Source organism: Nocardiopsis potens DSM 45234, from assembly GCF_000341105.1.
Taxonomy (GTDB): Bacteria; Actinomycetota; Actinomycetes; order Streptosporangiales; family Streptosporangiaceae; genus Nocardiopsis_A; species Nocardiopsis_A potens.
The window spans coordinates 22,203-49,125 of the sequence record NZ_ANBB01000015.1 but is presented as its reverse complement, the minus strand read 5'-3'; the positions used below and the strand labels follow the sequence as shown (position 1 = coordinate 49,125).

Annotated in this window: 22 protein-coding genes; 7 read left to right on the top strand and 15 right to left on the bottom strand. The window is 75.6% G+C overall.

Going from position 1 to position 26,923, the window contains the following annotated elements:
* Positions 1–2 precede the first annotated feature (2 nt).
* The 7 genes from D459_RS0105940 to D459_RS0105910 all read right to left on the bottom strand — a co-directional run bounded on the left by D459_RS0105940 (position 3) and on the right by D459_RS0105910 (position 7,871).
* Positions 3–983, bottom strand: a complete 981-nt coding sequence (locus D459_RS0105940; protein WP_017592080.1) for a substrate-binding domain-containing protein — start codon at positions 981–983, stop codon at positions 3–5.
* Positions 984–1,111: 128 nt separating this feature from the next.
* The gene (locus D459_RS0105935) at positions 1,112–2,029 is read right to left on the bottom strand and encodes a TIM barrel protein (RefSeq protein WP_017592079.1); all 918 of its coding nucleotides are present in this window, start codon (positions 2,027–2,029) and stop codon (positions 1,112–1,114) included.
* A gap of 33 nt (positions 2,030–2,062) precedes the next feature.
* Positions 2,063–3,964, bottom strand: a complete 1,902-nt coding sequence (gene iolD, locus D459_RS0105930; RefSeq protein ID WP_020380070.1) for a 3D-(3,5/4)-trihydroxycyclohexane-1,2-dione acylhydrolase (decyclizing) — start codon at positions 3,962–3,964, stop codon at positions 2,063–2,065.
* Complete coding sequence (iolB, locus tag D459_RS0105925) at positions 3,961–4,839, bottom strand: 5-deoxy-glucuronate isomerase (protein WP_017592077.1); 879 nt, start codon at positions 4,837–4,839, stop codon at positions 3,961–3,963. Before iolB ends, iolD begins: the two co-directional genes overlap by 4 nt.
* Before the next feature lie 181 nt (positions 4,840–5,020).
* A complete protein-coding gene (locus D459_RS0105920) occupies positions 5,021–5,896 on the bottom strand; it encodes a Cgl0159 family (beta/alpha)8-fold protein (RefSeq protein ID WP_017592076.1) in 876 nt (291 codons plus the stop codon).
* Positions 5,893–6,855, bottom strand: a complete 963-nt coding sequence (gene iolC / locus D459_RS0105915) for a 5-dehydro-2-deoxygluconokinase (protein WP_017592075.1) — start codon at positions 6,853–6,855, stop codon at positions 5,893–5,895. The genes D459_RS0105920 and iolC overlap by 4 nt, the downstream gene beginning before the upstream one ends.
* A complete protein-coding gene (locus tag D459_RS0105910) occupies positions 6,852–7,871 on the bottom strand; it encodes a Gfo/Idh/MocA family protein (RefSeq protein ID WP_017592074.1) in 1,020 nt (339 codons plus the stop codon). Before D459_RS0105910 ends, iolC begins: the two co-directional genes overlap by 4 nt.
* Positions 7,872–8,116: 245 nt before the next feature.
* On the opposite strand from D459_RS0105910, the gene D459_RS0105905 reads away from it, so the two are divergent.
* Positions 8,117–8,857 (top strand): GntR family transcriptional regulator, encoded by a 741-nt coding sequence (locus tag D459_RS0105905; protein ID WP_026120089.1) that lies wholly within the window; start codon positions 8,117–8,119, stop codon positions 8,855–8,857.
* 33 nt (positions 8,858–8,890) lie between these two features.
* Here D459_RS0105905 and D459_RS0105900 read toward each other — a convergent pair whose 3' ends face one another.
* Positions 8,891–9,922 carry an ROK family glucokinase gene (locus D459_RS0105900; RefSeq protein WP_017592072.1) on the bottom strand — a complete coding sequence of 344 codons (1,032 nt, stop codon included), beginning with the start codon at positions 9,920–9,922 and terminating at the stop codon, positions 8,891–8,893.
* A gap of 364 nt (positions 9,923–10,286) precedes the next feature.
* On the opposite strand from D459_RS0105900, the gene D459_RS0105895 reads away from it, so the two are divergent.
* Positions 10,287–11,906 (top strand): MFS transporter, encoded by a 1,620-nt coding sequence (locus D459_RS0105895; protein WP_017592071.1) that lies wholly within the window; start codon positions 10,287–10,289, stop codon positions 11,904–11,906.
* Between the two features lie 214 nt (positions 11,907–12,120).
* On the opposite strand, the gene D459_RS0105890 is transcribed toward D459_RS0105895, so the two are convergent.
* The 6 genes from D459_RS0105890 to D459_RS0105865 are packed head-to-tail and all read right to left on the bottom strand — an operon-like array spanning position 12,121 to position 18,699.
* Positions 12,121–12,984 carry an ABC transporter ATP-binding protein gene (locus D459_RS0105890; RefSeq protein WP_017592070.1) on the bottom strand — a complete coding sequence of 288 codons (864 nt, stop codon included), beginning with the start codon at positions 12,982–12,984 and terminating at the stop codon, positions 12,121–12,123.
* The gene (locus tag D459_RS0105885) at positions 12,981–13,976 is read right to left on the bottom strand and encodes an ABC transporter ATP-binding protein (RefSeq protein WP_017592069.1); all 996 of its coding nucleotides are present in this window, start codon (positions 13,974–13,976) and stop codon (positions 12,981–12,983) included. The genes D459_RS0105890 and D459_RS0105885 overlap by 4 nt, the downstream gene beginning before the upstream one ends.
* Positions 13,977–13,980: 4 nt before the next feature.
* The gene (locus D459_RS0105880) at positions 13,981–14,880 is read right to left on the bottom strand and encodes an ABC transporter permease (protein WP_017592068.1); all 900 of its coding nucleotides are present in this window, start codon (positions 14,878–14,880) and stop codon (positions 13,981–13,983) included.
* Positions 14,877–15,830 carry an ABC transporter permease gene (locus tag D459_RS0105875; protein ID WP_017592067.1) on the bottom strand — a complete coding sequence of 318 codons (954 nt, stop codon included), beginning with the start codon at positions 15,828–15,830 and terminating at the stop codon, positions 14,877–14,879. Before D459_RS0105875 ends, D459_RS0105880 begins: the two co-directional genes overlap by 4 nt.
* Positions 15,827–17,464 (bottom strand): ABC transporter substrate-binding protein, encoded by a 1,638-nt coding sequence (locus D459_RS0105870; protein ID WP_017592066.1) that lies wholly within the window; start codon positions 17,462–17,464, stop codon positions 15,827–15,829. Before D459_RS0105870 ends, D459_RS0105875 begins: the two co-directional genes overlap by 4 nt.
* Before the next feature lie 53 nt (positions 17,465–17,517).
* Entirely contained in the window at positions 17,518–18,699 is a 1,182-nt protein-coding gene (locus D459_RS0105865) for a C45 family autoproteolytic acyltransferase/hydolase (protein WP_017592065.1), read from the bottom strand.
* A 113-nt stretch (positions 18,700–18,812) separates the two neighbouring features.
* Between D459_RS0105865 and D459_RS0105860 the strand changes: the two genes are divergently transcribed.
* The gene (locus D459_RS0105860; RefSeq protein ID WP_017592064.1) at positions 18,813–19,685 is read left to right on the top strand and encodes a MurR/RpiR family transcriptional regulator; all 873 of its coding nucleotides are present in this window, start codon (positions 18,813–18,815) and stop codon (positions 19,683–19,685) included.
* Between the two features lie 83 nt (positions 19,686–19,768).
* Here D459_RS0105860 and D459_RS0105855 read toward each other — a convergent pair whose 3' ends face one another.
* Positions 19,769–21,052, bottom strand: coding sequence for a KamA family radical SAM protein (locus D459_RS0105855; RefSeq protein ID WP_017592063.1), 1,284 nt, complete (start codon positions 21,050–21,052; stop codon positions 19,769–19,771).
* A gap of 479 nt (positions 21,053–21,531) precedes the next feature.
* Between D459_RS0105855 and plsX the strand changes: the two genes are divergently transcribed.
* The 4 genes from plsX to D459_RS0105835 all read left to right on the top strand — a co-directional run bounded on the left by plsX (position 21,532) and on the right by D459_RS0105835 (position 26,813).
* Positions 21,532–22,611, top strand: a complete 1,080-nt coding sequence (gene plsX / locus D459_RS0105850) for a phosphate acyltransferase PlsX (protein WP_017592062.1) — start codon at positions 21,532–21,534, stop codon at positions 22,609–22,611.
* Between the two features lie 308 nt (positions 22,612–22,919).
* Entirely contained in the window at positions 22,920–24,323 is a 1,404-nt protein-coding gene (locus D459_RS0105845; protein WP_017592061.1) for a hypothetical protein, read from the top strand.
* A 23-nt stretch (positions 24,324–24,346) separates the two neighbouring features.
* Positions 24,347–26,080, top strand: a complete 1,734-nt coding sequence (gene argS / locus D459_RS0105840) for an arginine--tRNA ligase (protein WP_017592060.1) — start codon at positions 24,347–24,349, stop codon at positions 26,078–26,080.
* A gap of 148 nt (positions 26,081–26,228) precedes the next feature.
* Positions 26,229–26,813, top strand: coding sequence for a sugar O-acetyltransferase (locus D459_RS0105835; protein WP_017592059.1), 585 nt, complete (start codon positions 26,229–26,231; stop codon positions 26,811–26,813).
* Positions 26,814–26,923 lie beyond the last annotated feature (110 nt).

Genomic DNA, 26,923 nt, shown 5'->3' with positions numbered 1-26,923 from the left:
CCTCACCTGGTCCCGCCGGCCGCGTGCTCGGCCACCTCGTCGACGTTGCCGGCGTCGATGAAGCTGGGCCCGGTGAGCACCGGCCGGGTGCCGCCGCCCAGCGTGTTGCCGTTGGCGACGTGCAGCCACAGCCCTTCGACGGCCATGTACCCCTGCAGGTAGGGCTGCTGGTCGACGGCCCATTCCAGGTCACCGTCGGCGATCGCCCGGATCGCCTCCTCGTTGGTGTCGAAGGTGGCGACGGCGGCCTCCGACCCGGTCGCGGCGACCGCGTCGATCGCGGTCATCGCGAACGGGGCGCCCAGGGTGGCGACGTAGTCCACCTCGTCGTCCTCCTGGAGTCTGGAGGTGATGGAGGAGGACACGTCGGGCATGCTGGCGCCGTCCACGTTGAGCCGGTCCACGTCGCCGCCGAACGCCTCCTCCAGGCCCTCGCAGCGCTCCTCCAGGCCGACGTTGCCCTGCTCGTGGATGACGCAGAGGGCCTTCTCCGCGCCCTCCTCGTCGAGCCGGTCGCCGAACGCCTCGCCGGCCAGCCGCTCCTCCATCCCGAAGAACTCGATCAGCCCGGCCTCCTGCCAGTACTCGATGCCGGAGTTGAGGCCGACCACCGGGATGCCGGCCTCCGCCGCCTCGTCGACCGCGCCCTGCAGTGCGTCCGGTTTGGCGAAGGTGACGGCGATGCCGTCCACGTCCTTGTCGATGGCGGTGCGGATCAGCGTGGCCTGCTTGGCGGCCTCGGGGTCGGAGGAGTACTCCAGGGTGGCGCCGTTCTTGGCGGCCGCGTCCTCGGCGCCGCTGCGCACCAGGTCCCAGAAGGTGTCCCCGGGCGCTTGGTGGGTGATCATCGCGATGGTGAGCGCGGGCGCGTCCGCGGCCCGCTCCTCCTCTGCCTGGCGGCCGCCCTGGGAACTGCAGCCCGCCGCGGCCACCAGGGCCGCCGCCAGGACCGCGAGCGCGGGCGCGGGTCGTCTGCGGAGCATTCGTCTCCTCCCTCGGGAGGGTGGTCGGTCCTCGGAGCGCCGCCTCTTCCCGAGGCGGGCGGCGGTGGCCGTGCGCGCGGGCGGACGGCTTTCGGGCGGCCCCGGCGGGGCCGGGCGGCGCGCCGGGCTCAGGCCCGGGCGCGGGCGCCCAGGCCGCAGGAGCCCAGGTAGGCGCGGGTGCGTACGGCGATGGGCAGCGGCACCTCCGGGTCGCAGGGGTAGAGGTCCTGCTCGACGATGACGAAGACGCGTGCGTCGACCTCCTCCAGGGCGGCGATCACCCGGGCCGGGGCGGGCTCGCCGGCGGGGGGCTCCACGCACACCCCGCGCTCGACGGCCTCGCCGAAGGAGAGGCCCTCCTCGTCCTTCTGCCGCAGCACCTCCGGGTCCATCTGCTTGATGTGCACGTACCCGATCCGCTCGGCGTAGCGGCGGATCAGGTCGACGGCGTCGCCGCCGCCGTAGGCGACGTGCCCGGTGTCCAGGCAGAGCGAGACGTGCTCGGGGTCGGTGCCGTCCAGGAACCGCTCGATCTCGGCCTGGGTCTGCACGTGGGTGTCGGCGTGGGAGTGCAGGCAGAGCCGGATCCCGTACTCCTCCCGCAGCAGCCGGCCCAGGCGGTCCGCGTTGCGCAGCAGGGTCCGCCACCGCCCGTCGCCGAGCCGCGGGGCGTCGGTGAACTCCCCGGTCCGCTCGTCCCGGTACATCGGCGGGATGAAGACCAGGTGCCGGGCGCCCATCGCGCGGGTGAGCGCGGCGACCCGGCGGACCCGGTCGAGCGTGCCGTCCCAGGCCCCCTCGTTGTGCAGGTCGCCGAAGACGGTCCCGCCGGAGACCCGCAGGCCGCGCCGGCCGACCTCGTCGGCGAGCCGGGCGGGGTCGGTGGGCAGGTAGCCGTAGGGGCCCAGCTCCAGCCAGCCGTAGCCGGCGCCGGCCAGTTCGTCGAGGAAGCGGTGCCAGGGCGTCTGCCGCTCGTCCTCGGCGAACCACACCCCCCAGGAGTCGGGGGCGGAGCCGAGGACCAGCTTCTCCGTCGTCCGGTTCATGCCTTCGTCCTTCCGGAGGGGGTGCGCTGCCGGTCAGAGGTGGTGGCGCCGGGCGCGCCGCTGCTCGGTGTAGGCGCGGCGGGCCTCCCGGGTGCTCTCCAGCTCGGAGACCTCGCTGACCGGGACGTCCCACCAGCCGCTGGACGGCGGCCCCGGGGCTTCGGGGTCGGTCTCGATGTGCACCACGGTGACGGTGTCGGCGGCCTTGGCCCGCTCGATCCCGGCGCGCAGTTCGCCGAGGTCGCGGGCGCGGATCGCCCGCGCACCGAGGCTGGCGGCGTTGGCGGCCAGGTCCACCGGGAGCGTGCCGCCGTCGAGCAGGCCGGTGCGGGCGGAGCGGTACCGGTGGGCGGTGCCGAACCGCTGGGCGCCGACCTTCTCGGAGAGCGACCCGATCGAGGCGTACCCGTGGTTCTGCAGCACCACGATCACCGCCTTGACGCCCTCGGCGACCATGGTGCTGATCTCCTGGGCGAGCATCAGGTAGGAGCCGTCGCCGACCAGGACGACGACCTCCCGGTCCGGGGCGGCCATCTTGGCGCCCAGCCCGGCCGCGATCTCGTAGCCCATGCAGGAGTAGGCGTATTCGACGTGGTAGGCCTTGGGGTCCCGGGCGCGCCAGAGCATCTGCAGGTCGCCGGGGAGGCTGCCGGCGGCGTTGACCAGCACGTCCCGGTCGTCCAGCACGTCGTTGAGCACGCCGAGCACGGCGGTCTGCGCGGGCGGGCCGCCGGTCCGCGCGGCGCGGCAGGCGTCGGCGGTGCGCGCCCACTCCGCGGCCAGCGCCCGGGCGCGCTCCCGGTGGGCCGGGTCGGCCTCCCATCCGCGCAGTTCGCGGCGGAGCTCCTGGAGGCCGGCCCGGGCGTCGGCGACCAGCTGCACCGCGGCGTGCTTGGCCGCGTCCGGCCGGGCGATGTTGAGGTTGACGAAGGCGACGCCGGGGTCGGCGAACGCGGTGCGGCTGGCGGTGGTGAAGTCGCTGTAGCGGGTGCCGACGCCGAGCACCGCGTCGGCCTCGCGGGCCAGCGCGTTGGCGGCCGCGGTGCCGGTGGCGCCGATGCCGCCGACCGCGCACGGGTGGTCCCAGGGCACCGCGCCCTTGCCGGCGTGGGTGTCGGCGACCGGGATGCCGGTCTCCTCGGCGAAGGCGCGCAGCTCCCCGGTGGCCCGGGAGTAGACCGCGCCGCCGCCGGCCACGATCAGCGGGCGGCGGGCCGCGCGCAGCACCTCGGCGGCGCGGGCCAGCGCGGCGGTGTCCGGCCGGGGCCGGTCGATGTGCCAGACGCGGCGGCGGAAGAACGCCTCCGGCCAGTCGTACGCCTCGGCCTGCACGTCCTGCGGCAGGCAGAGGGTGACGGCGCCGGTCTCCGCCGGGTCGGTGAGCACCCGCATCGCCGCCATCGCCGCCGGGACCAGCTGCTCGGGCCGGGTGATCCGGTCCCAGTACTTGGAGACCGGGCGGAGCGCGTCGTTGACCGTGGCGTCGCCGGCGCGGGCGTCCTCCAGCTGCTGCAGCACCGGGTCGGCGGGGCGGGCGGCGAACATGTCGCCGGGCAGCAGCAGCACCGGGAGCCGGTTGGTGGTGGCCAGCGCCGCGCCGGTCACCATGTTGGTGGAGCCGGGGCCGGTGGAGGCGGTGCAGGCGTAGGCCTGCAGCCGGTCGCGCATCTTGGCGAACGCGGCGGCGGCGTGCACCATGGCCTGCTCGTTGCGGGCCTGGAGGAACGGCAGGTCCACCGGGCCGCCCGCGCCGTCGCCGCAGGTGGCGGCCTGCAGCAGCGCCTGGCCCAGCCCGGCGGTGTTGCCGTGCCCGAAGATGCCCCACACCCCGGGGACGAGCCGCTGCTCCTCGCCGTCCCGCTCGGAGTACTGGGCGGCCAGGAAGCGCACCAGCGCCTGGGCCGCGGTCAGCCGTACCGTCGCCACCCCGGTCACCCTCCCTTCCCCGCCGCGCCGCACATCGGCAGGCGCGGGTCCGTGCCCTGGCCCTCCCAGGTCCCGCGGATCCAGGAGTGCGCGGGGTCGTCGCAGATCCGCCAGGCCCGCTCGGCGCCGGGGCCGGCCATCACGTTGAGGTAGTAGAGGTCGTAGCCGGGGGCGGCCATGGACGGGCCGTGCCAGCCGTGCGGGACGGTCACCACGTCGCCGGTGCGCACCTCGGCGAAGACGTCGATGGGGCGCTCGGCGGTGCCGTAGACCCGCTGGTAGCCGAAGCCGGCGCCGGAGGGCCCGGGGGCGACCTCGAAGTAGTAGATCTCCTCCAGCACGCACTCGGCGGCGGTGGCCTCGTCGTGCTTGTGCGGCGGGTAGGAGGACCAGTTCGACTCCGGGGTGAGCACCTCGCAGGCGATCAGCCGGTCCGCGTGGAACGCCTCCGGGGTGCAGAAGTTGTTCACCTGCCTGCTGGACCGGCCGGCGCCGCGCAGCTCCACCGGGACGTCGTCGGCGGGGCCGTAGCGGAACGGCAGCCTCCGCTCGCAGCGGGCCGAGGGCAGCGCGAACCGGCCGCCGTCGATGCTGGAGACGGTCGCCGCCGCGTCGCGGGGGAGGTAGGCGAAGTCGGTGACCCGGCTGAACACGTCGGGCCGGCCCTCCAGGGCGTACCGCTCCCCCTCGAACTCCACCGAGCAGGCGCCGCTCAGCGGCAGCACCAGGGTCTCCGCGCCGCCGGTGGCGACCTCGGCGCGCCCGCCCGGCGGCAGTTCCAGCACCCGCAGGCCGGCGTGGCCCCACCCCGCGGATTCGGGAGTGACGACGGTGGAGAACGGGCCGGACGCGGTGGAGCGGGCCGGGACGTGGTGCTTGTTCACCGTGCACCTCCTGGGTCGCCCCGGCCGCCGGGGCCGGGGACGGCTCCGTCCTCCCGCGGCGCGGGCCCGGAGCCGGGGACTTCGCCGCCGGGGCGGAACCGCCTCCGCGGCCGATGGCGGGGCCGCCGCGGGCCGGGGGGCTCCTTCCGCTCGCGGCGGTGCGGGTCTTCGCGGTGCGGGCTCACAGCAGCCCCACGGCGGTGTCGACGGCGGCGGCGACGTCGCCGCCGGCCGGGTAGAGCAGGGACCGGCCGACGGCCAGCCCCTTGGCGGTGGGCAGCCGCAGCGCCTCGCCCCAGCGGGCGAAGGCGGCGCCGGGGTCGCGGTCCGGTTCGCCGCCGAGCAGCAGCGCGGGCAGGGTGGAGGCGGCCAGCACCCGGTCCATGCCCGGCACCACCGGCAGCTTCAGCCAGGTGTAGGCGGTGGTGCGGCCGATGCCGGAGGCGATGGCCGCGGAGCGCGCCACCGCGTCGGCGGACAGGTCGTTGCGGACCGCCCCGCCGCCGCCGTGCGCGATGAACGGCTCGATCACGGCCATCAGCCGGCGCTCGTTGAGCGCGTCGGCGGCGCGGGCGCAGCCCTCCAGGGTGCCGGCGGTGCGGCCGTCGGCGTAGTCCAGCCGGAGCAGCATCTTCCCGCCGTCGAAGCGCATCCGCTCGATGCCGGCCGCGTCGTAGCCGGTGAACCGGTCGTCGATCTCCCAGGCGGCGCCGGCCAGGCCGCCGCGGTTCATCGAGCCGATCGCGGTCCTGCCCTCCAGCGCGCCCAGCAGCAGCAGGTCCTCCAGGACGTCGGCGCCGGCCAGCACCCCGGTCACGCCGGGGCGGGACAGCGCGGTGCGCACCCGGTCGAGCAGGTCGGCCCGGTCGGCCATGGCCATCGGCCGGTCCCCGGCGCGCAGCGCGCCGCGGGCGGGGTGGTCGGCGGCGATGATCATCGCCTTGCCGTGCGGGCCCAGCGGCGAGGCGGGCCGGGTGCGCCGGGCGGCGGCCGCGGCGATGGCCCCGGGGTCGTGCACCCGGGTCTCGACCAGCTCCCGCACCTCGCGGACCCTCATCGGCCCTCCTCCGCGCCGAGCAGCTCCTCGACCTCGGCGCCGGTCGGCATCGCCGCGGAGCAGGCCAGCCGGGAGGCGACGATCGCGCCGGCCGCGTTGGCGAACCGCACGGCGCGCCCGAGGGGCCAGCCGGACAGCAGCCCGTGGCAGAGCGCGCCGCCGAACGCGTCGCCCGCGCCCAGGCCGTTGACGGTCTTCACCGGGATCGGCGGCGCCTCGGCCGCGGCGGTGCCGTCCAGTGCGACCACGCCGTCCGGGCCCCGCTTGACCACGGACAGCTGCACGCCGAGCCCGCGGGCGGCCCGGGCGGCGCGGTGCGGGTCGCGGGCGCCCACCGCGGTCTCCCACTCGTCGAGGTTGCCGACGGCGGCGGTGGCGTGCGGCAGCGCCTCGCGCACCCGGCGCCCGGCCTCCTCCGGGGAGTCCCAGAACATCGGCCGGTAGTCCAGGTCGAGCACGGTGATGCCGCGGCGGCCGCGGGCGCGCAGCGCGGCCAGGGTGGCGGTGCGGCTGGGCTCGGCGCACAGCCCGGTGGCGGTGGCCCAGAAGACCCCGGCGGCGGCGATCGCGTCCAGGTCCAGCTCCTCGGCGCGGATCTCCAGGTCGGCGGCCTTGGGGTCGCGGCCGTAGAAGTAGAGCGGGAAGCGGTCGGGCGGGAAGATCTCGCAGAAGGCGACCGGGGTGGGCCGGCCGGGGACCTCGGCGACGAACCGGTCGTCGACGCCGAAGCCGCGCAGCTCACGGCGGACGAACCGGCCGAACGGGTCGGCGCCGGTGCGGGTGACGACGGCGGCCGAGCGGCCGAGCCGGGCGGCGGCGACCGCCACGTTGGTGGCGCTGCCGCCGAGGTACTTGCCGAACGAGGTGACCTCGTCCAGGCCGACACCGACCTGGTCGGGGTAGACGTCCACGCCGACCCGGCCCATGGTCAGCACGTCGAGCGCGGGCGCGGCGGTCATCGGGCGCCTCCCCGCTCGCGGACCTCGTCCACCAGGACCGCGCGGCCCTCCCGCACGGACAGGTCGGCGGCCTCGGCGACCAGCATCGCCTCCAGCGCGTCGGCGACCGTGCACGGGCTCGGGCCGCCCTCGGCCGCGGCCTTCAGGAACGCGGCGATCTCGGCCCGGTAGGCGGCCTCGAACCGGGGCCAGAACCCCCGGTGCGGGGTGCCGGCGGGGAAGGCGGCCCCTTCGGCGGAGCGCAGCGGCGCCCGGTCGTCCAGCCCGACGGCGATGGTGGCGCGGCTCCCGGCGAACTCCATGCGGACGTCGTACCCGGCTCCGTTGTACCGGGACCCCTGGAGGGTGGCCAGGGTGCCGTCGTCCAGCCGGAGCACCGCGGCGGTGGTGTCCGCGTCGCCGGCCTCGGCGAAGTGGGCGGCGCCCCGGTTGGCCCCGTAGGCGTGCACCTCGACCGCCTCGCGGCCGGTGATCCAGCGCAGCGCGTCGAAGTCGTGCACGTGGCAGTCGCGGAAGATCCCGCCGGAGGTGCGGATGAACTCGGCGGGCGGCGGGGCGGCGTCGCAGGTGACGGTGTGCGCCCGGTGCAGTTCGCCGAGCTCGCCGGCGGCCAGCGCCCGCCTGGCCCGCCGGTGGCCGGCGTCGAAGCGGCGCATGAAGCCGATGTGCACCAGCGCTCCGGCCCGCTCGGTCTCGCGCAGCACCTCGACGGTGCGGGGCACGTCCCGGGCGACCGGCTTCTCGCAGAAGACCGGCAGGCCGGCCCGGATCCCGGCGAGCAGGAGCTCCGGGTGGGCGTCGGTGGCGGCGGCGATGATCAGCGCGTCGACGGCGCCGGGGGCGAGGAGTTCACCCGGGCTCGCGGCGGCCTCGGCGCCGGTGCGCGCCGCGGTCTCCCGCGCCCGCCCGGGGTCGGCGTCGGCCAGTACCAGCCGACCGCCCTCGGGGAGGAGGTCCGCGGCGGCGGCCGCGTGTGCGGCGCCGATGCGCCCCGTTCCGATGAGTCCGATGCGCACCGCCGCTCCTCCGTCCGCCGAGGGGTCCGAACGGGGGCGGTCCGGGCGCCGGGCCGGCGCGCGGCGTGACCCGGGTCACGCCCCGCCCTGATTTCTACGCCGGGCCCGCACCGGATGTCAACGGTATGTCTAGACATGATTACCTCATGACCTCCGGTCAACATGTCAGGTCGGTAGACTTCCGTCGTCCGCCCCGCTCCCACCACCGCCGATACCCGGCCGATACCACCGCCGACAGGAGTCCCGTGGCTGAGACGCCCCTTTCGGTGCCGCTCGACCGCACCAGCCCGATCCCGCTCTACTTCCAGCTCGCCCGGGAACTGGAGCGCCGCATCCGCGAGGGCGAGCTGCCCCCGGGCACCCGGCTGGAGAACGAGATCCTGCTCGCCGGGCGGCTCGGGCTGTCCCGCCCGACGCTGCGCCGCGCCATCGAGTACCTGGTCGACCAGGGGCTGCTGGTGCGCAAGCGGGGCGTGGGCACCCAGGTCGCCACCCCCCGGGTGCGCCGCCCGGTGGAGCTGTCCAGCCTCTACGACGACCTGGACCAGGCGGGCCAGCGCCCGCGCACCGAGGTGCTCGGGCTGAGCGTGCGCCCCGCCCCGGAGGCGGTCGCGCACCGGCTGGAAGTGGACCCGGGCACCGAGGTCTACGCGCTGGAGCGGCTCCGCTACGCCGGCGACGAGCCGCTCGCGCTGATGCACAACCACCTGCCGCTGGACCTGGTCGACCTGACCGCGGAGCGGCTCGCCGAGACCGGCCTGTACCGGCTGCTGCGCGCCGGCGGGGTGACGGTGAAGATCGCCTCGCAGAGCATCGGCGCCCGCGGCGCCACCGCCGCCGAGGCCCGCGCCCTGGGCGAGGTCCCCGGGGCGCCGCTGCTCACCATGGACCGGGTCGCCTACGACGACACCGGCCGCGTCATCGAGGCCGGCTCGCACGTCTACCGCGCCTCGCGCTACTCCTTCGAGCTCACCCTCACCGGCTGATCCCCCCAGGGGAAGAAGGGGCGGTGCGGATCGTCAGCGCCGGCGGCGGGCGGTGAAGCGGCGGCGGAGCAGGCGGCTCCGCGGCTCCTCCCGGGCCAGCAGGGCGGCGCCGATCATGCCGGCCTCGTTGCCCAGCTCGGCGCGGACGATCCTCGCCTCCGGGCGGTGGCCGCGGCCGGTGAGGTTGCGCCGGAACGCGGTGCGCGCCGGGCCCAGCAGCAGCTCGCCGCAGTCGGACACGCCGCCGCCGATGACGAACAGCTCCGGGTCGAAGGCCGCGGCCAGGTCGGCCAGGCCCGCGCCGAGCCAGCCGCCGACGTCCTCCAGGATCTCCACGCTCGCCCGGTCGCCGTCCCGGGCCAGCTCGGCGACGAGCGGGCCGGTGATCCGGGACGGGTCGCCGCCGACCGCCTGGAGCAGCGTGCGGGCCACCGGCGAGTCGGCCTCGGCCAGCTCGCGCGCCTCCCGGGTCACCGCGTTGCCGCTGGCGTACTGCTCCCAGCAGCCGCGGTTGCCGCACTCGCAGCGGTGGCCGCCCGGGACCACCGCCATGTGGCCGAACTCCCCGGCGATGCCGTGGCGTCCCCGGTACAGCGCGCCGTTCAGCACGATCGCGCCGCCGATCCCGGTGCCCAGGTTCACCACCACCGCGTCCCGGTGGCCGCGCCCGGCGCCGATCCGCATCTCCGCCCAGGCGGAGGCGTTGGCGTCGTTCTCCACCGCCACCGGCAGGCCCAGCCGGGCGCCCAGCGCCTCGCGCAGCGGCTCGTCCCGCCAGGAGAGGTGCGGCGCGAACAGCACGTTGGAGCGGCGCTCGTCGACGAACCCGGCCGCGCCCACGCCGACCGCCTTGACCGGGTACTCGGCGCGCAGCTCCTCCACCACGCCGGCGATGGTGTCCTCGACGACCTTGGGGCTCTTGCTGCGGTCCGGCGTCTCGGCGCGCAACCGCGCCAGGACCCGCCCGGAGGGGTTGACCACCCCTGCCGCGACCTTGGTCCCGCCGATGTCGACGCCGATCACGAGCCCGCGCGAACGGCCGCCGTTCCCCCTGGTGAGTGCCATGACCCGGCCGATCCTATCCGGCCGCCGGACGGTTCCCGCCGCAGCGCGGCGCGGTGTCGGCCGCACCGCCCCGCGCCCTCGGTCCCCCTCCTCCGCGGCGCCGGGACCGCCGGTCTCGGGGCCCTCCCCGGAGCAGGGCCGCGGCAAGGGACGGCAAACGGTCCGCAGCGGCCGGTCGGCCCCGGCCGCCCGCGGGTAGGGTCGTCCGGGGAGGGCGGGCCCGCACCTTTTCCGAGGGGCCGACCGGGCCCGCGGAGGGATCCATGCCGAGCCGAACACCCCGGCCGCCCGCGCCGACACCGGCGCCGGCGCCGACCGTGCCCTATTCCCTTTCCGGAGAGCCGCCGCGCCCCGAGGGGGCCCGGTGAGATCGCTGCGCGGCGACCCGTGGGCCATCCTGGCCGCGCTGTGCCTCGGGTTCTTCATGACGCTGCTCGACCTGACCATCGTCAACATCGCGATCCCGGACATGATCCGGCGGCTGGGCGCCGCCGTCGACGAGGTGCTGTGGGTGGTCAACGCCTACACCCTGGTGCTGGCGGTGCTGATCATCACCGCCGGCCGGCTGGGCGACCTGTTCGGGCCGCGCCGGCTGTTCCTGGTCGGCGTCGCGGTGTTCACCTCCGCCTCGGTGGCCTGCGGGTTCTCCCCCGACGCGGCGTGGCTGATCGCGGCCCGGGTGCTGCAGGGCGTCGGCGCGGCGATCATGATGCCGCAGACCATGACGCTGATCATCCGGGTCTTCCCGGCGGAGCGCCGGGGCACCGCGATGGGGGTGTGGGGCGCGGTCGCCGGGCTGGCCACGATCGCCGGCCCCACCCTGGGCGGGCTGCTGGTCACCGGGTTCGACTGGCGGTTCATCTTCTTCGTCAACGTCCCGTTCGGCGCGCTCGCGCTGGTGCTGGGCGCCCTGCTCATCCCGCCCGACCCGCCGTCGGAGGCGCGGCCCCGGTTCGACGGGACCGGCGTGCTGCTGGCCACCCTGGCCCTGGGCCTGCTCGCATTCGGCCTGGTCGAGGGGGAGCGGTTCCACTGGGGCCAGGTGGTCGGCCCGGTGGGCATCCCGCTGCTGCTGGCGCTGAGCGCGGTGCTGTTCGCCGCCTTCCTCGTCCAGCAGCGCGCCCGGCAGGGCCGCGACCCGCTGGTGCCGTTCGCCCTGTTCGCCGACCGCAACTACAGCCTGATGAGCCTCAACGCGGCGCTGGTCTCGGTGGCGATGCTGGGGTACTCCCTGCTGTTCACCATCTACCTGCAGTCGGTGCTGCAGATGAGCGCGCTGGCGGCGGGGCTGACCATGGCGCCGATGTCGGTGATGTCGATGGTCGCCGCGCCGGTCATCGGGCGCTGGGTGGACCGGGTCGGCGGCAAGTACCTGCTCGTCGGCGGGTTCGCCCTGTTCGGCGGCGGCCTGGCGGCGCTGCTCGCGCTCGCCTCCCCGGACAGCGGCTGGCCGGTGTTCGTCGCCCCGCTGGTGGTGATGGGCATCGGCGTCGCGTCGGTCTTCGGCCCGATGAACTCGCTGGCGATGTACCGGGTCGAGCCGCGGATGGCCGGCGCCGCCTCCGGGGTGCTGAACACCGTCCGCCAGCTCGGCTCGGTGCTGGGCGGGGCCGTGGTGGGCGCCCTGATGCAGACCTCGCTCAGCGCCCGGATGGAGGCGGAGGCCCGGGCCCGCGCCGGGGAGCTTCCGCCGGAGGTCCGGGAGCCATTCACCGAGGGCGTCTCCACCGGCCACGGGACCGGCCTGGAACTCGGCCCGCCGGCCCCGCCCGAGCTGCCCGCCGACGTCCCGCAGTCGGCGGCCGACCGGCTCTCCGTGCTGGCGGAGGCGGTGTTCGCGGACGCCTTCACCGACACCTTCCGCCTGGTCGGCCTGGTCCCGCTGGGCGCGATCGCCCTCGGCCTGGCCGCCACCCTGTTCTCCCGCAACATGCGCGGCCCGCACCGCGCCCCGGCGAAGGCCGGCACCGCGGAGCGGGACTGACCGGGCGGCCCCACGCGACCCGCGCCGGACGCACCCACCCTGTCGAGCTCAGGGGCACCGTCTTTCCCGACCCCGGCCCCGCACCCACCCCGTCGAGCTCCGCGTCGTCATCGCGGGCCACGACGGGGTGGGCGCGGGGCCGGATCCCTGGGGAGAGCGGCGGCCCTGGGCTCAACAGGGTGGGTGCGGGGCCGGGGATGCTGAGTCGGCCGGGTCAGCCGGCCGCGGCGAACTCGGCGCGGAGGCGGACCACCTCGGCCGGGTCCCAGCCGGGGCCGGGGACGCTGGAGACCAGCATCCGGGTGTAGGGGTGCTCCGGGGCGCGCAGCACCCGCTCGGCCGGGCCCTGCTCGACCACCGCGCCCTTGTACATCACCAGCACGTCGTCGCAGATCTGCCGGACCACGGCCAGGTCGTGCGCGACGAAGAGCAGCGCCACCCCGGACTCGGCGCGGATCCGCGCGAGCAGGTCCAGGATCTGCGCCTGGATGGAGACGTCGAGCGCGGCCACCGCCTCGTCCAGCACCAGCACCGACGGCCCGGGGGCCAGCGCGCGGGCGATGGCCAGCCGCTGCCGCTGCCCGCCGCTGAGCCGGTGCGGGCGCGCCCCGGCCTCCCGCTCCCCCAGGCCGACCCGGGCCAGCAGCTCGGCGGCGCGCCGGTCGGCCCCGGCCCGGTCGGCGCCGTGCAGCCGGAGCGCCTGCCGCAGGCACTGGGCCGCGGTCAGCCGGCGGTCCAGCGACCCCAGCGGGTCCTGGAAGACCAGCTGGATCTCGCGGGCCCGGCGCAGCCGGGCGGCCCGGCCCCGCTCCCGGGGGCCGCGCGGCCGCCCGTCCACCCGGATCTCCCCGGAGTCGGGGGCGGTGAGCCCGGCCAGCATCCGCGCCACCGTGCTCTTGCCCGACCCGGACTCGCCGACGACGCCGAGCGACCCGCCGGCGCGCAGCTCGAACGAGACGTCGTCCGCGGCGGTCAGCGGCGGCTCGCCCCGGCCCATCGGGTAGGTCTTGCGCAGCCGCTCCACGGCCAGCACCGGTCCGCCCCGCCGGGCGTCGTCCCTGCTGTCGTCCCTGCTCATCGCGTCTCCAAGGAGGGGTCGTGCGGCGCCGTGCGCGGCGCCGAGATGTCCGCCCGGCGGCAGGCCACGGTGCCGCCGGGCAGCGGCAGCGGCTCCGGGCGCCAGGCGGTGCAGGCGTCCTCGGCCTCGGGACAGCGCGGGGCGAACGGGCAGCCGGGGAAGGCGGTGGCCAGCGACGGGGGCGCGCCCGGGACCGGCCGCGGGGCGCGGTCGGAGTCCAGGCCGGGGGTGCAGTCCAGCAGGGCCCGGGTGTAGGGGTGGCGGGGGTCGGTGAACAGCTCCGCGGCGGGGCGGTCCTCCACCACCCGGCCGGCGTACATCACCGAGACCCGGTGGCAGTAGGCCGCGGCCAGGTGCAGGTCGTGCGTGATGAACAGGACGCCGGTGCCGCGGCGCTCGCGCAGGTCGCGCAGGACCGCCAGCACCTCGGCCTGGGTGGTGACGTCCAGCGCGCTGGTCGCCTCGTCGGCGAGGAGCAGCTCCGGCTCGGTGGCCAGCGCGGCGGCGAGCACCACCCGCTGGAGCATGCCGCCGGACAGCTCGTGCGGGTACTGCCGGATCCGCTCGGCGGGGCGGCCCAGCCCGACCTCGGCGAGCAGCTCCAGCGCCCGGGCGCGGGCCTGCTCCCGGGGCGTGCCCAGGGCGAGCACCATCCGCTCGGTGAGGAAGTCGCCGATCCGGCGCACCGGGTTGAGCACCGCTCGGGGGTCCTGAAAGACCATGGCGACCCGGCGCGCCCGCAGCTCGGTGAGCTCGCCGGGGCCGGCGGCCAGCACGTCGGTGCCGGCGACCGAGACCCGGCCGCGGGCCGCCGCCCCCTCGGGCAGCAGCCGCAGCGCGGCGCGGGCGGTGGTGGACTTGCCGGAGCCGGACTCGCCGACCAGGCCGACCACCTCCCCGGCGGCCACCCGCAGGTCCACCCCGTCCAGCACCGGGCGGCGCGCGTCCGCGCCGGGCAGTTCGACCGTGAGGCCCTCGATGTCGAGCAGCATCGGACTACCTCCTGTCGCTCAGCCGGTCGGCGAGGCGCACCCCGACGACGTTGAAGGCGACCACGACCAGGGCGATCGCGGCGCCGGGGACCAGGGACGGCCAGAGCACGCCCTGGATCAGCGCGGCCTGGCCCTCCTGCACCATCAGGCCCCACTCCGAGCTCGGCGGCTGCGCGCCGAAGCCGAGGAAGCTCAGCGCGGCCAGGCTCATCAGGCCCTCGCCGAAGAGCACCACCAGGTAGCCGAGGAGGGCCGGGGCCATGTTGGGGATCAGGTGGCGGACGCAGATGGCGAACCCGCCCATCCCCTGCACCCGGTAGGCGTCGATGTAGGGCTTGGCGCACTCGGCCAGCGCGACGCTGCGGGTGAACTTGGCGATGATCGGCGCGAAGGCCAGCCCCAGGGCGAGCACCGCGGTGGTCAGGCCGCTGCCGAAGACCGCGATCACCAGCACCACGAAGAGCAGGCCGGGGAAGGCGTACATCACGTCGGTGACCCGGGCCAGCACCGCGTCCACCCAGCCGCGGCGCCACGCGGCCAGGGTGCCCATGGCCACGCCGAGCAGCGCCGCCAGGGCGAGCAGGGCCAGCGGCCCGAGCAGGCTCTCCCGGGCCCCGTGGATCAGCCGGGACAGCAGGTCGCGGCCCATCTGGTCGGTGCCCAGCGGGTTCTCCGCGGTGGGGCCGGACCAGATCCGGTCGAAGTCGATCGCGGCGGGGTCGTGCGGCGCGACCAGCGGGGCCAGCGCGGCCGCGGCGGCCACCGCGCCGAGGAAGGCGGCGCAGATCCAGAAGGCGGCGCCTCCCCTGCCCCGCCGGCCGGCCGGGATCGCGGCGGCCGCGCCGGCGGGCCCGGCGGCGTCGGGCGGGCCGGAGGGCGCGGCCCGGGTTCCGGTGGCGGTCATGCCCTGCTCCCTTCAAGGCGGACCCGCGGGTCCAGCAGCGGGTGGACGAGGTCGATCAGGGTGGTCACCGCCATGTAGGCGGCCACCATGCACAGCAGCACCGCCTGGACCACCGGGAAGTCGAAGGTGTTGATCGCGTCCACCAGCAGCGAGCCGATGCCGCTGATGCCGAACGCGGTCTCCACCACCACCGTCCCGGCGAGCATGCTCGCGGTGACCAGGCCGCACATGGTGACCACCGGGCCCAGCGCGTTGCGCAGCACGTGCCGGCGGACGATGTGCCGCTCGGCGATGCCGGAGGCGCGCGCCGCGGCGACGTGCTCCAGCTCGAACTGCTCCACCATGCTCTGCCTGGTGACCCGGCTGACGATGGCCAGCGCGCCCAGGGAGAGCGAGACCGCGGGCAGGGTGAGGTGGTGGATCCGGCCGAGCAGGCCCTCGCCCAGCCCGGTCACCGGGAACCAGCCGAGCCGGACGGAGAAGACCGAGATCAGCGCGAGGGCCAGCACGAAGGAGGGCACCGAGGCGGCGAGCACGGTGCCGCCGGTGACGGCGGCGTCGGTGCGGCCGCCGCGGCGCACCGCGGCCAGCGCGCCCAGCCCGACGCCGAGCACGGTGAACAGCACCGCGGCGTAGCCGACCAGGGACAGGGTGGCGGGCAGCCGGGCCAGCATCAGGTCGGCCACCTGGGCGTTGTACTGGTAGGAGGTGCCCAGGTCGCCGGTGAGCGCCCCGGACGCCCACAGCCCGTACTGCACCAGCAGCGGCTCGTCCAGGTGGTACTCGGCGCGCACCGCCTCGATCCGCTCCGGGGTGACGTTCTCCGGGTCGCCGATCAGGAACGACACCGGGTCGCCGGGGGCGGCGTACATCGCGCCGAAGATGAGCAGCGAGGCGGCCGCCAGGGTGAGCAGCATGCCGGCGAGCCGGCGCAGCACGTGTCCGATCATCGCCCGGACTCCTCTCCGGCGCCGAGGCCGGCGGCCCACGGGTAGGACATGAAGGCGGCCGAGGCCGGGGCGCCGGTGATCCCCGAGCGCATCGCCAGGGTGGTGGGCGTCTGCACCACCGGGATCCACGGCATCGCCTCGGTCCAGCGCTCCTGGAGCTCGACGGCGAGCTCGGCGCGCTCGGCGTCGCCGGTGGCCGACTGGGCCTCCTCGATCAGCCGGTCGTACTCGTCGTCGGCGAACCCGGAGAAGTTCACCCCGGCGTCGGAGGCGCCGTTCTTGTAGAAGCCGACCGGGTCGTTCTTGGAGATCCAGTACTCGTCGGAGAACAGGTCGACCTCCTCGCGCAGCTCGGCGTCGACGTAGTAGCTGCCGAACTGCTGCCGGGGAACGGTGGCGATGCGCGCCTCCAAGCCGATCTTCTCCGCGGCGTCCACCACCGCGGCGGCGATGACGGTGCGGGCCGGCTCGCCGTCGCTGGCGACGACGATCGGCTCGTCCGGCGCGCCGGCCTCGCGGACCAGGTCGCGGGCCTCGGCCAGTTCGTCCTCGCCGGGGTCGGCGGGGGAGCCCGGCAGCGCCTCGTAGGCCTCCCGGAACCGCTCGGTCTCGTACCCCCAGCCGCCCGGGCCGAGCGGGGCGCTCCACGGTTCGGCCATGCCGCCGAACGCGGCGCGGGCGATGCCGTCCCGCTCCAGCGCCAGGGAGAGCGCCCGGCGCAGCCGCGGGTCGGCGAGCCCGCCGCGCTCGGTGGTGATCAGCGACCACACGTTGGTGGAGGGGCCCTGGAACACCTGGACGGTGTCGTCGCGCAGCAGCGGGACCGCGGCCGCGGCGGTGTCCAGGTAGGCGCCGTCGGCCTCGCCGGTGGTCAGCGTGTTGACCACGGCGTTCTCCTCGGCCCAGCGGAACACCACCCGCTCGGTGCGGGCGGCGCCGCCGGCGTCCCAGTAGCCGGGGTCGCGCTCCAGCACGACCCGGTCGCCGGAGCGCCACTCGGCCAGCCGGTAGGGGCCGGTGCAGGCGTCGGAGCCCTGCGGGGTGCCGTAGGCGTCGCCGTCGGCCTCGATCGCCCTGCGGTCGTAGACGATGCCGCCGTTGCCGGCCATGGCGGGGACGAACACCGCGTCGCGCCGGGACATCCGGACGGTGACCTCGTGCTCGCCGGTGGCGGTGATCTCCTCGACGTTGGCGTACTCGTCGGACTCGGCGGCGCCCTCGGCGGCGTGCCGCTCCATGCTCCACACCACGTCGTCGGCGGTGATCGGGGTGCCGTCGCGGAAGGCGGCGTCCGGGTCCAGCCGGAAGACCACGGTGTCGTCGCCCTCCCACTCGGCGGAGGCGGCCAGGTGCGGTTCGGTGCCCAGGTCGGGGGTGACCCGCATGAGCCGCTCGCAGACGTTGGCCAGCACCGCGTTCTGCTCGGTCCCGCCCTCGGCGTCCAGGTCGAAGGAGGAGGGCTCCTTGGCCAGCATCCAGGTCACCTCGTCCAGGCCGGCGGTGGGCGCCGCGGTGGTCGGGGTGAGGTCGAGCGCCGCGCCGGCGGGGGCGGGCGGCCCGCCGCAGGCGGTGGCGGCGAGCACCAGCCCGGCCGCCGGGAGGGCCGCGAGGGCCCTGCGGCGTCTGTCGTTCATGGTCGCCTCCAAGAGGGCGGGGTGTGCTGGGGGGATGCGGGGCGGGGCGGGCCTCAGCCGGCCTCGCCGGGGCCGTCGTAGAGGTTCCACGGCAGCGCCTCGTAGTCGTGGGCGCAGGGGGTGCCGGGGGCGATCCGGTACTCGCCCGAGGTCAGGTCGACCAGGCTGGACAGCAGGGTGGACCAGCGCCGCACCTCGGGGGTGCGCGGGTCGGGGTGGGTGCAGAGCGACTCGGGCCGGCCGAGATGGTCCGACATGGCGCCGTGCACCGCCTTGCGCACCGCCTCGGGGTCGGCGGCGGTGCGGGCGGCGGCCAGTCCGCGCCGGGCGCGCGGCACCCGGAGCAGCGAGTCGGAGGCGAGCGGCCGGTAGTTCTCGGCCAGCTGCGGCGGGATCCCGGCCTGGTAGTGGTTGCCGTGCACGAGCAGGCCGCCGTCGTCGGGGTACATCCAGTTGCACGGCCCGGGGGTGGTCTCCAGGTCGACGGCGAACCCGGAGCGGTGCGTGAGCAGCGCGTTGCTGGCGATGTGCGCGCGTGTCCGGACCAGGACGTCGAGGGCGTCGGTGAGGCGCGCGGAGTCGAGCACCCGGCGCCGGATGAGGGTCTGCGGAACGCCGACTGCGGAGCCGAACCGGCCGCCGAGGCCGTTGGCGTTCAGCGCGATCCCGGCGGAGTTGGCGCCGTGCCGGCCCACCTGGCCGGCCTCGATCTGCATGATGACGGTGGGGCGGGGCGGCTGCACCACGCGCAGCACCGCCAGGGTGCCGGCGGTTCCGTGCCGCCAGTCCCAGTTCTGCCCGCAGTAGACGCGGCCGTCGCCGGCGGCGCCCTCGGTGAGTGCGAAGGAGGTGCAGCCGTCGGCGGAGTCTCGGTCCTCCTCGGCCTCGGTGCGGGCGGCCATCGAGGCGAAGGTGGAGTCGTAGATGATCTCGCCGCGCACGTTCAGCGCGAGGACGTCGAGCAGGCCCGTCCCGGCGCCCTCGGCGATGCCCTCCATCTCGTCGACCAGGTCGGGGGCGAAGTCCCGGCAGGGGCCGAGCCAGCCGCGGGCGCGGTCCAGGACGCCGTCCCAGCTCAGCCCGGTCTGCTGGGCGAAGGCCTGCTCGTAGAAGGCGAGCGCGGCGGCGATCCGGTCCCACGCGGCCTCGCCGTGGGCGCGGCCGCGCTCGCGCGGGGTTCCGGAGACCTCGATGAGCGGCAGGCCGGTCGAGAGCGTTGCGTGCGGTTCGGTCATGGTGCGGCGTCCCCCGGGACACGGCGCGTAACATTCATTACGAGGCCGTGTGATGTTGAACTGATCGTTTCCCCTGGAGTGTAATGAGCGATACACCACAGTCAAGACCCGTAATGAACAATCCAGACAACCCCGGCCTGGAAGAACTCCGCTCCCGGGTCCGGACGCACTGGGACGCGCTCTCCCCCGCCGAGCGCTCGGTCTGCCGCCTGCTCACCTCCTATCCCGCCGAGCAGCTGCTCTACTCCAGCGCCCAGGAGCTCGGCGCGGCCAGCGGCACCAGCAACGCCAGCGTGATCCGGACGCTGCGCCGGCTCGGCTACACCGGGCTGCCCGCGCTCAAGCAGGAGGTCGCGGCGCCGCTCAGCTCCTCGGTCGCCCCGGAGGTGCGGCTGCGCGAGCGGATCGAGCGGATCGGCGGCGACCTCGCCGGGATCTGGGACCGGGTGGCCGACGAGGCCCGGGAGCGGATCGAGCACGCCCGCGCCGCGTCCTCCCCGGACGACCTCAAGCGGGCGGTGGAGCTGCTGGCCGGGGCACGGGAGGCGGCCGCCTACGGGGTGGGCTCCTCCGGGATCGCCGCGGACCACCTGGCGCTCCGGCTCAACCGGGTCGGGGTGCGCTCCCGCGCCATCGGCAGCAGCGGCTTCCGGCTCGCCGACGACCTGCTCCGGATCGGCCGCGGCGACGTGCTGGTGGTGTTCGCCCCGGGGCGGCTGCTGCCCGAGGTGGAGGTGCTGCTGGAGCGGGCCCGCGCGGTGGGCGCCGGGTCGGTGCTGGTCAGCGAGGACCTCGCGGAGGAGCTGGGGGACCGGGTCGACGTGGTGCTGACCGCGCCGCACACCCCGACCGGGATGACCGCGGAGGCGCTGACCGGGATCGTCATCGCCGACGCGCTGGTCCAGGCGGTGGCCGCGGTGGACGGCGACCGGGCGGTCGCCACCTCGCACGACCTGACCGCCTGGCGCTCCCGCCTCGGCTTCTGACCCTCCGCCTCCCCCTCCCAAAAAAAGGGGGGCAGGGCCCCGGTCCCGCGCGGGGACCGGGGCCCTGCGGCCGGCCTCCCGCGCTAGGCGCGGGCCGGGTCGACCAGGCTGGAGACGTCCGCCGGCGGGGCCGACTCGTAGGGGAAGTGCGTCGCCCCCAGGGCCGGCTCCAGGTCGAACAGCCAGGCGGCCTTCTCGTCGTACTTGGCGAAGAAGGGCTTGCCCACCAGGTCGGCGTCGCGCGCCTGGATGAGGTGGAGCATGAAGACCTTCTCGCCGGCGATCTCGGTGACGCCGTCGACGCAGACCTTGCCGGGCGTGGCCGACATGGACGGGCCCCGGACCGTCCGGGCCAGGCCCGAGACGTTCTTGTAGGCGCCCTGGAAGATCTCGTAGGCGCGGGCCAGCGGGACCGCGAAGTAGTCCTGCGGGCCGGTGTCACGCTCCACGAACATGTAGTAGGGCACCATGCCCATCCGCACCTGGGTGCGCCACATCCGCTCCCAGACCGCCGACTCGTCGTTGATGGTGCGGATCAGCGGGGCCTGGGTGCGGATCACCGCGCCGGTGTTGCGGATCCGCCGCACCGCCTCGCCCACCAGCTCCGACTCCAGCTCGGCCGGGTGCGAGAAGTGCGCCATGAAGGCGAGGTTCTTCCCCGATTCGACGACCCGCTCGAACAGCCGCAGGGTGTCGTCGGCGTCGGGGTCGGTGACGAACCGCTGCGGCCAGTAGCCCAGCGCCTTCGTGCCGATCCGGATGGACTCCAGGCTCTCGACCTCCAGCAGCGGCTCGACGTAGCGGGAGATCACCCCCTCGCCCATGATCATCGGGTCGCCGCCGGTGAACAGCACGCTGGTCACCTGCGGGTTGTCCTTGAGGTAGCGGACCAGGTGGTCGACCTCGCCGGAGGCGAACTTCAGGTCCGGCTCCCCGACGAACTGCGCCCACCGGAAGCAGTAGGTGCAGTAGGCGTGGCAGGTCTGCCCCTGCTTCGGGAAGAACAGCACCGTCTCGTCGTACTTGTGCTGCATGCCCTCCAGCGGGTCCTGCTCGCCGATCTTGGGCACGTTCAGGTCCATCTGGCCCGCGGGGTGCGGGTTGAGCTTCGCCCGGATCTCGTTGGCGACCCGGTTGAGCTCCTTTCTCGGCGCGTCCTGGCGCAGCAGGTCCGCGATCCGGGACACGTCGGCCTCCGGCAGCATGTCGGGCTGCGGGAAGACCAGGCGGTACATCGGATCGTCGGGCGCGGAGTCCCAGTCGATCAGCTCGTCGATGACGTAGCTGTTGACCCGGAACGGCAGCACCGTGGCGACCGCCCGAACGGCGAGCCGTTCGTCGGAGCCGAGGCCCGCCCGCGCCGTCAACTCGTCCAGGTGCTTGGAGGTGTAGGCACGGAATCGACGTCCCGCTGACGGGGGCGTCGAAGGGGCCGATGCCGCGTCGTGCGTCAAGCTCACGCGTCTCCCTTCGGGGTGCGGCAGGCCGCCCGGTGATCAACCGGGCAGGCCTGAACCGGGCGGCCCCTCGGCAACGGGGGGCCACCCGGTGAAGCGGTTCTATGATTCGATTACGGTCAGTTACGTGATCAACCCGCCTGACCAGCGGTCGGATGTACCCGATCTCGGGTGATTCTTACCCACTTTCCGGAAATAGCCTCCTGAGCACTCATTTTTCCGACGCGCCCCGGGGCGCCCGCGAAGCCCCGGGAGGCACCGCATAGCCTTGCCCCCGTCGGCGCACCCCCGGCATGACGTGCGGGAAGGGTGCGGGCCCGGGGAGGGGGCGGCCGGCGGCCCGGCGCTGCCGGGCGGCGACCCGACGCGGTGAGAGTGAGGACGGACACGTGACCGGAGCATCCGCGGAGCCGGGCGGCGGGGGCGCGCCGGTGATCGCCCTGGACGCCATGGGCGGCGACCACGGGCCGGCCGAGGCGGTGCACGGCGCGGTGGCCGCCGTGCGCGCGCACGGGCTGCGGGTGGTGCTGGTCGGCCGCCGGGCCGAGCTGCTCCCGGTCCTGGACGAGCTGGGCGCGCTCGGCGAGGTGCCGGTGGCGCACGCCGAGGACACCCTGGCGATGAACGAGGGGGCACTGGCCAGCTGGCGCCGGCCGCGCTCCAGCGTCGCGGTGGCCTGCAAGCTCATCCGGCAGGGCGACGCCTCCGCGCTGGTCTCGGCCGGGTCCACCGGCGGGGTGGTGGCCACCTCCACGGTGCGGCTGCGCACCCAGCCGGGCGTGCTGCGCGCGGCGCTCGCCGTCACCCTGCCCACCGGGGACCGCCCCACGATCCTGCTGGACGCGGGCGCCAACGCCGACGCCAAACCGGAGATGCTGGTCCAGTTCGCCCACCTGGGCGCCGCCTACGCGCACACCGCCTACGGGGTGGAGTCGCCCCGGGTCGGCATGCTGACCATCGGCGCCGAACCGGGCAAGGGCAACCGGCTCGCCCGCAAGACCTCCGAGCTGCTCACCGCGACCGCCGAGGAGGCCCCCGGGCTGGACTTCCGCGGCAACATCGAGGGCCACGACCTGCTCGCCGGCGACGTGGACGTGGTGGTCACCGACGGGTTCACCGGGAACGTGGCGCTGAAGTCGGTGGAGGGCGCGGTCCGGTTCACCTTCGAGCAGGTGCGCGACGCGCTCGGCTCCAGCCGGATGGCCAAGGCCGGCGCCCTGCTGCAGCGCAAGGCGCTGCGCGGGCTCCGCGACCGGCTGGACAGCGAGAGCTACGGCGGCGCGGTGCTGCTCGGCCTGAACGGCACCGTGGTCATCGCGCACGGCGCCAGCCGCGCCCGCGGCATCGAGCGCGCCTGCCTGCTCGCCTCCGACCTGGCCGGCGGCCGCATCGTCGACCAGATCCGCCGCCGCGTCGGCACCGCCCACCGCACCACCTGGCTCTCCCGGCTGAGCCAGCACGACGACTGACCGCCCCCGGACGGACGCCGCTCCCACAGCGGCCCAGGCCGGACCCGCCCACCTCGTCGAGCTCAGGGGCACCGTCTTTCCCGACCCCGGCCCCGGCCCCGCGCCCACCTCGTCGAGCTCAGCGTCGTCGTCTTTGCCCGGCCCACCGCCCCGGCGGTCCCGTGCACGGTGTGCATCCAGGGCCGGGAAAAAGCAACAGCCCTGGGCTCAACAAGGTAGGCGCGGGGCCGGGGACCGAGGGGAGAGAGCGGCGGCCCTGGGCTCAACAGGGGCGGGCGGACCTCCTGGCGATGATCTAGCATCGCCGGGTGTCGAGATCCGAGAGCGGGACCCCGGCGGCGCCCGGCGCCGCGCTGCGGGGCGCCGTGCGCCGCCGCCCCTGGCGGGCGGCCGTGGCCGTGCTGGCCGTGCTGGCGGCGGTGGCGGTGACCGCCCTGGTCGGCACCGGCTGGGCGCGCGCCCGCACCCCCTCGCCGCTGGAGCTGGGCGGCGTGCGGACCGCCGCCTCGGTCGAGCCGCACCTCCGCTTCCTCGGCGCCGAGCTGCGCGGCGGGGCCGGGGAGCGGATGCAGGCGCTCTTCCCCGAGGGGTACGCCTTCACCCACGCGCTGTACGGGCTGAGCCGGGCCAACTCCGGGACTCTCGACCCCGACCGGCGCGAGGAGGCGCTGGCCGAGGCCCGGTGGGCGCTGGACCGGCTGGACTCCCCGGCCGGCACCGCCCCGTTCCCCCGGGAGGCCGAGCCGGAGTACGGGGTCTTCCACGCCGGGTGGAGCACCTACCTGCTGGCCCGGATCGTGGAGCTGGCCGGCGGCCCCGAGCAGGCGCCGCAGGAGGCCCGGCGGCTGGCCGCCGACGCCGAGGAGATCGCCGCCGCCTTCGACGCCTCCCTGGCCGGATCGGGCAGCCCCTATCTGGCCGCCTACCCCGGGCAGGCGTGGCCGGTGGACAGCGTCGCCGCCGCCGCGGCCCTGGCCCGCGCCGACCGGGTGCTGGGCGGCGCCCAGGACCCGGAGCGCGCCGAAGCGCACGCCGCGACGCTGGACGCCTGGTCCGCGGCGGTGCGCGAGCGGACCGACCCCGGCACCGGGCTGATCCCGCACCGGGTGGACGCGGAGACCGGCGAACCCGCCGGCCCGGCCCGGGGCAGTTCCCAGGCGCTGCTGCTCCGCTTCCTGCCCGACGTCGACCCGGCCTGGGCCGCCGAGGACTACCGCGCCTTCCGGGAGGAGTTCCGCTCCGGGCACGCCTGGGCGCCGGGCGTCCGCGAGTTCCCGGCCGGCACCGGCGGCGCCGGCGACGTCGACTCCGGGCCGCTCGTCCTGGGCCTGTCCGCCTCGGCGAGCGCGGTGGCGCTGGGCGACGCGGTGGTCTACGGCGACGAGCCCGCCGCGGCGGCGCTGACCGGGCTGGGCGAGCCGCTCGGCGCCGCGGCCGGCCGCGAGCACCGCGCCTACCTCGGCGGGGCGCTGCCGGTCGGGGACGCCTTCATGGCCTGGTCCCGGACGGCCGCCGGGGAGCACCCGGACCCGGTCCCGCCGCCGGACGACGGTCTCCCCGCCCCGCCTTCGCCCTGGTGGCGGCTGTCCTGGCAGGCCGCAGGGGTAGCGGTCACCGCGGCGGCCTGGTGGGGCGCCTGGCGGGCGGTCCGGCCGCTGCTCCCGCCGCGCCCCGGGCGCCCGGGATCGGCGCAGATCAGGACCGCCCAGTGAGCGCGTGTCGGTAGGCTGGGCGCATGGCCGACCCGCAAGAAGTACTCGCGAAACGGGTCCAGTCCGCGATCGGGGCCGCCTTCGGCCCCGAGCACGCCGAGACCGACCCCGTCATCCGTCCCTCCCAGTTCGCCGACTACCAGGCCAACGCCGCGCTGGCGCTGGCCAAGCGGCTCGGCCGAAAGCCGCGCGAGGCCGCGGCGGAGATCGTGGAGCGACTGGACGTCGGCGACGTGTGCCGCGAGGTCGAGATCAGCGGCCCCGGCTTCATCAACCTGACCCTGCGCGACGACTGGATCGCCGATCAGGCGCAGGCCCTGCTCTCCGACGCCCGGCTGGGCGTGCCGGTGCAGGAGCGGCAGAACATCCCGATCGACTACTCCGCGCCCAACGTGGCCAAGGAGATGCACGTCGGCCACCTGCGCACCACCGTGGTGGGCGACGCGCTCGCCCGCACCCTGGAGTTCCTCGGCCACAACGTGGTCCGGCAGAACCACATCGGCGACTGGGGCACCCCGTTCGGCATGCTCATCGAGCACCTGCTGGACGTCGGCGAGGACTCCGAGGAGGCCGCGCACCTCAAGACCGACCCGAACACCTTCTACCAGGCCGCACGGGAGAAGTTCGACTCCGACGAGGAGTTCTCCGCCCGCGCCCGCAAGCGGGTGGTCTCGCTGCAGGCCGGCGACCCGGAGACGCTGCGCATCTGGCAGGGCCTGATCGACCTGTCCAAGGCCTACTTCAACCGGGTCTACTCCACCCTCGACGTCACCCTCGCCGACGCCGACCTGGCCGGCGAGAGCATGTACAACGACATGCTCGAAGAGGTCTGCCGTGAGCTGGAGGAGAAGGGCCTGGCGGTGACCAGCGAGGGCGCGCTCTGCGTCTTCCTGGACGGGTTCACCGGGCGCGAGGGCAAGCCGGTGCCGCTGATCGTCCGCAAGAGCGACGGGGGGTACGGCTACGCCACCACCGACCTGGCCACGATCAGGTACCGGGTCTCCGAGCTCAAGGCCGACCGGGTGCTCTACGTCGTGGGCGCCCCGCAGAACCTGCACTTCCGCATGGTCTGGGAGACCGCCCGGCTGGCCGGGTGGATCCCGGACGGCGTGGAGCCGGTGCACGTGCAGATCGGCAACGTGCTCGGCTCGGACGGCAAGATCCTGCGCACCCGCTCCGGCAGGCCGATCCGGCTGATGGAGCTGCTGGACGAGGCGGTGCAGCGGGCCGGCGCCGTGGTCGACGGAAGCCGCCCCGACCTGGACGCCGAGACCCGGGCCGGGATCGCCCGCCAGGTCGGCATCGGCGCGGTGAAGTACGCCGACCTGTCGGTCTCGCACGACACCGAGTACGTGTTCGACTTCGACCGGATGCTGGCGCTGACCGGCAACACCGGCCCCTACCTGCAGTACGCCCAGGCCCGGCTGCGCTCCATCTTCCGCAGGGGAGGGGCCGACCCGGCGAACCCGGCCGGGACCATCGCCGTCGGCGAGCCGGCCGAGCGCGACCTGGCGCTGGCGCTGCTCGGCTTCGGCCCGACGGTCGCCCTGGTCGGCGACGAGCTGGCCCCGCACCGGCTCTGCGGCTACCTGTTCGACCTGGCCCAGACGCTGACCGCGTTCTACGAGCACTGCCCGGTGCTGAGCGCGGACACCCCGGAGCGGCGCGAGTCCCGGCTGGCGCTGTGCGCGGCCGCGCTGCGCATCCTGGTGCAGGGCCTGGACCTGCTCGGCGTGGAGGCCCCGGAGCAGATGTAGGCCGGGCGCGGACCGGGCGGAAGACCGGACCGAAGCACACCGAAGCACGAGGGGGCCACCGCGCGGCGGCGGCCCCCTCCGCCGTCTCCCTCCCGCGACCGGGAAAACCCGCTGCCCGGCGGGCCGGGCGGCGCTAGCCTGCTGCCCCATGGACGACTACTTCGCCGGGGACCCCCGGAGCCAGTGGGAGCGGATGCTCGCCGGAGACCTCTACCTCGCGGGCGGCCCCGAGGACGAGCGGATGAGCCGGCGGGCCGTCCGGCTCACCGCCGCCTACCAGGCGGCCTTCGTGGAGGAGCCGGAGAAGGCCCGGCCGATCCTGGCCGAACTCCTCGGCGGCCTCGGCGAGGACGCGTTCATCAAGCCGCCGCTCGCCGTCGACTACGGGGCGCACATCACCGTCGGCCGGGGCACCTTCGTCAACTCCGGCCTCACCGCGCTCGACGTGGCCCGGATCGACATCGGCGAGGACTGCCAGATCGGCCCGAACGTCCAGCTGCTCACCCCCACCCACCCGATCGACCCGAAGCCGCGCAGGGACAAGCTGGAGGCCGCGAAGCCGATCACCATCGGCGACAACGTCTGGCTCGGCGGCGGCGTGATCGTGCTCCCCGGCGTCACCATCGGCGAGGACAGCGTCATCGGGGCCGGCTCCGTGGTCACCAAGGACGTCCCGGCCGGCGTCGTCGCGGTCGGCAACCCCGCCCGGGTCATCCGCCCGGTCCGGGAGTAGCGAGAGCCCCCTCCGCCTCGTTGGTCTCGACGCCGCCGCCATCCCGACCGAGCGCGGCGCCCCACGGAGCGAAGGTTCAAGCAGGCGGCGAAGGCGGGAGGGGGACCGGC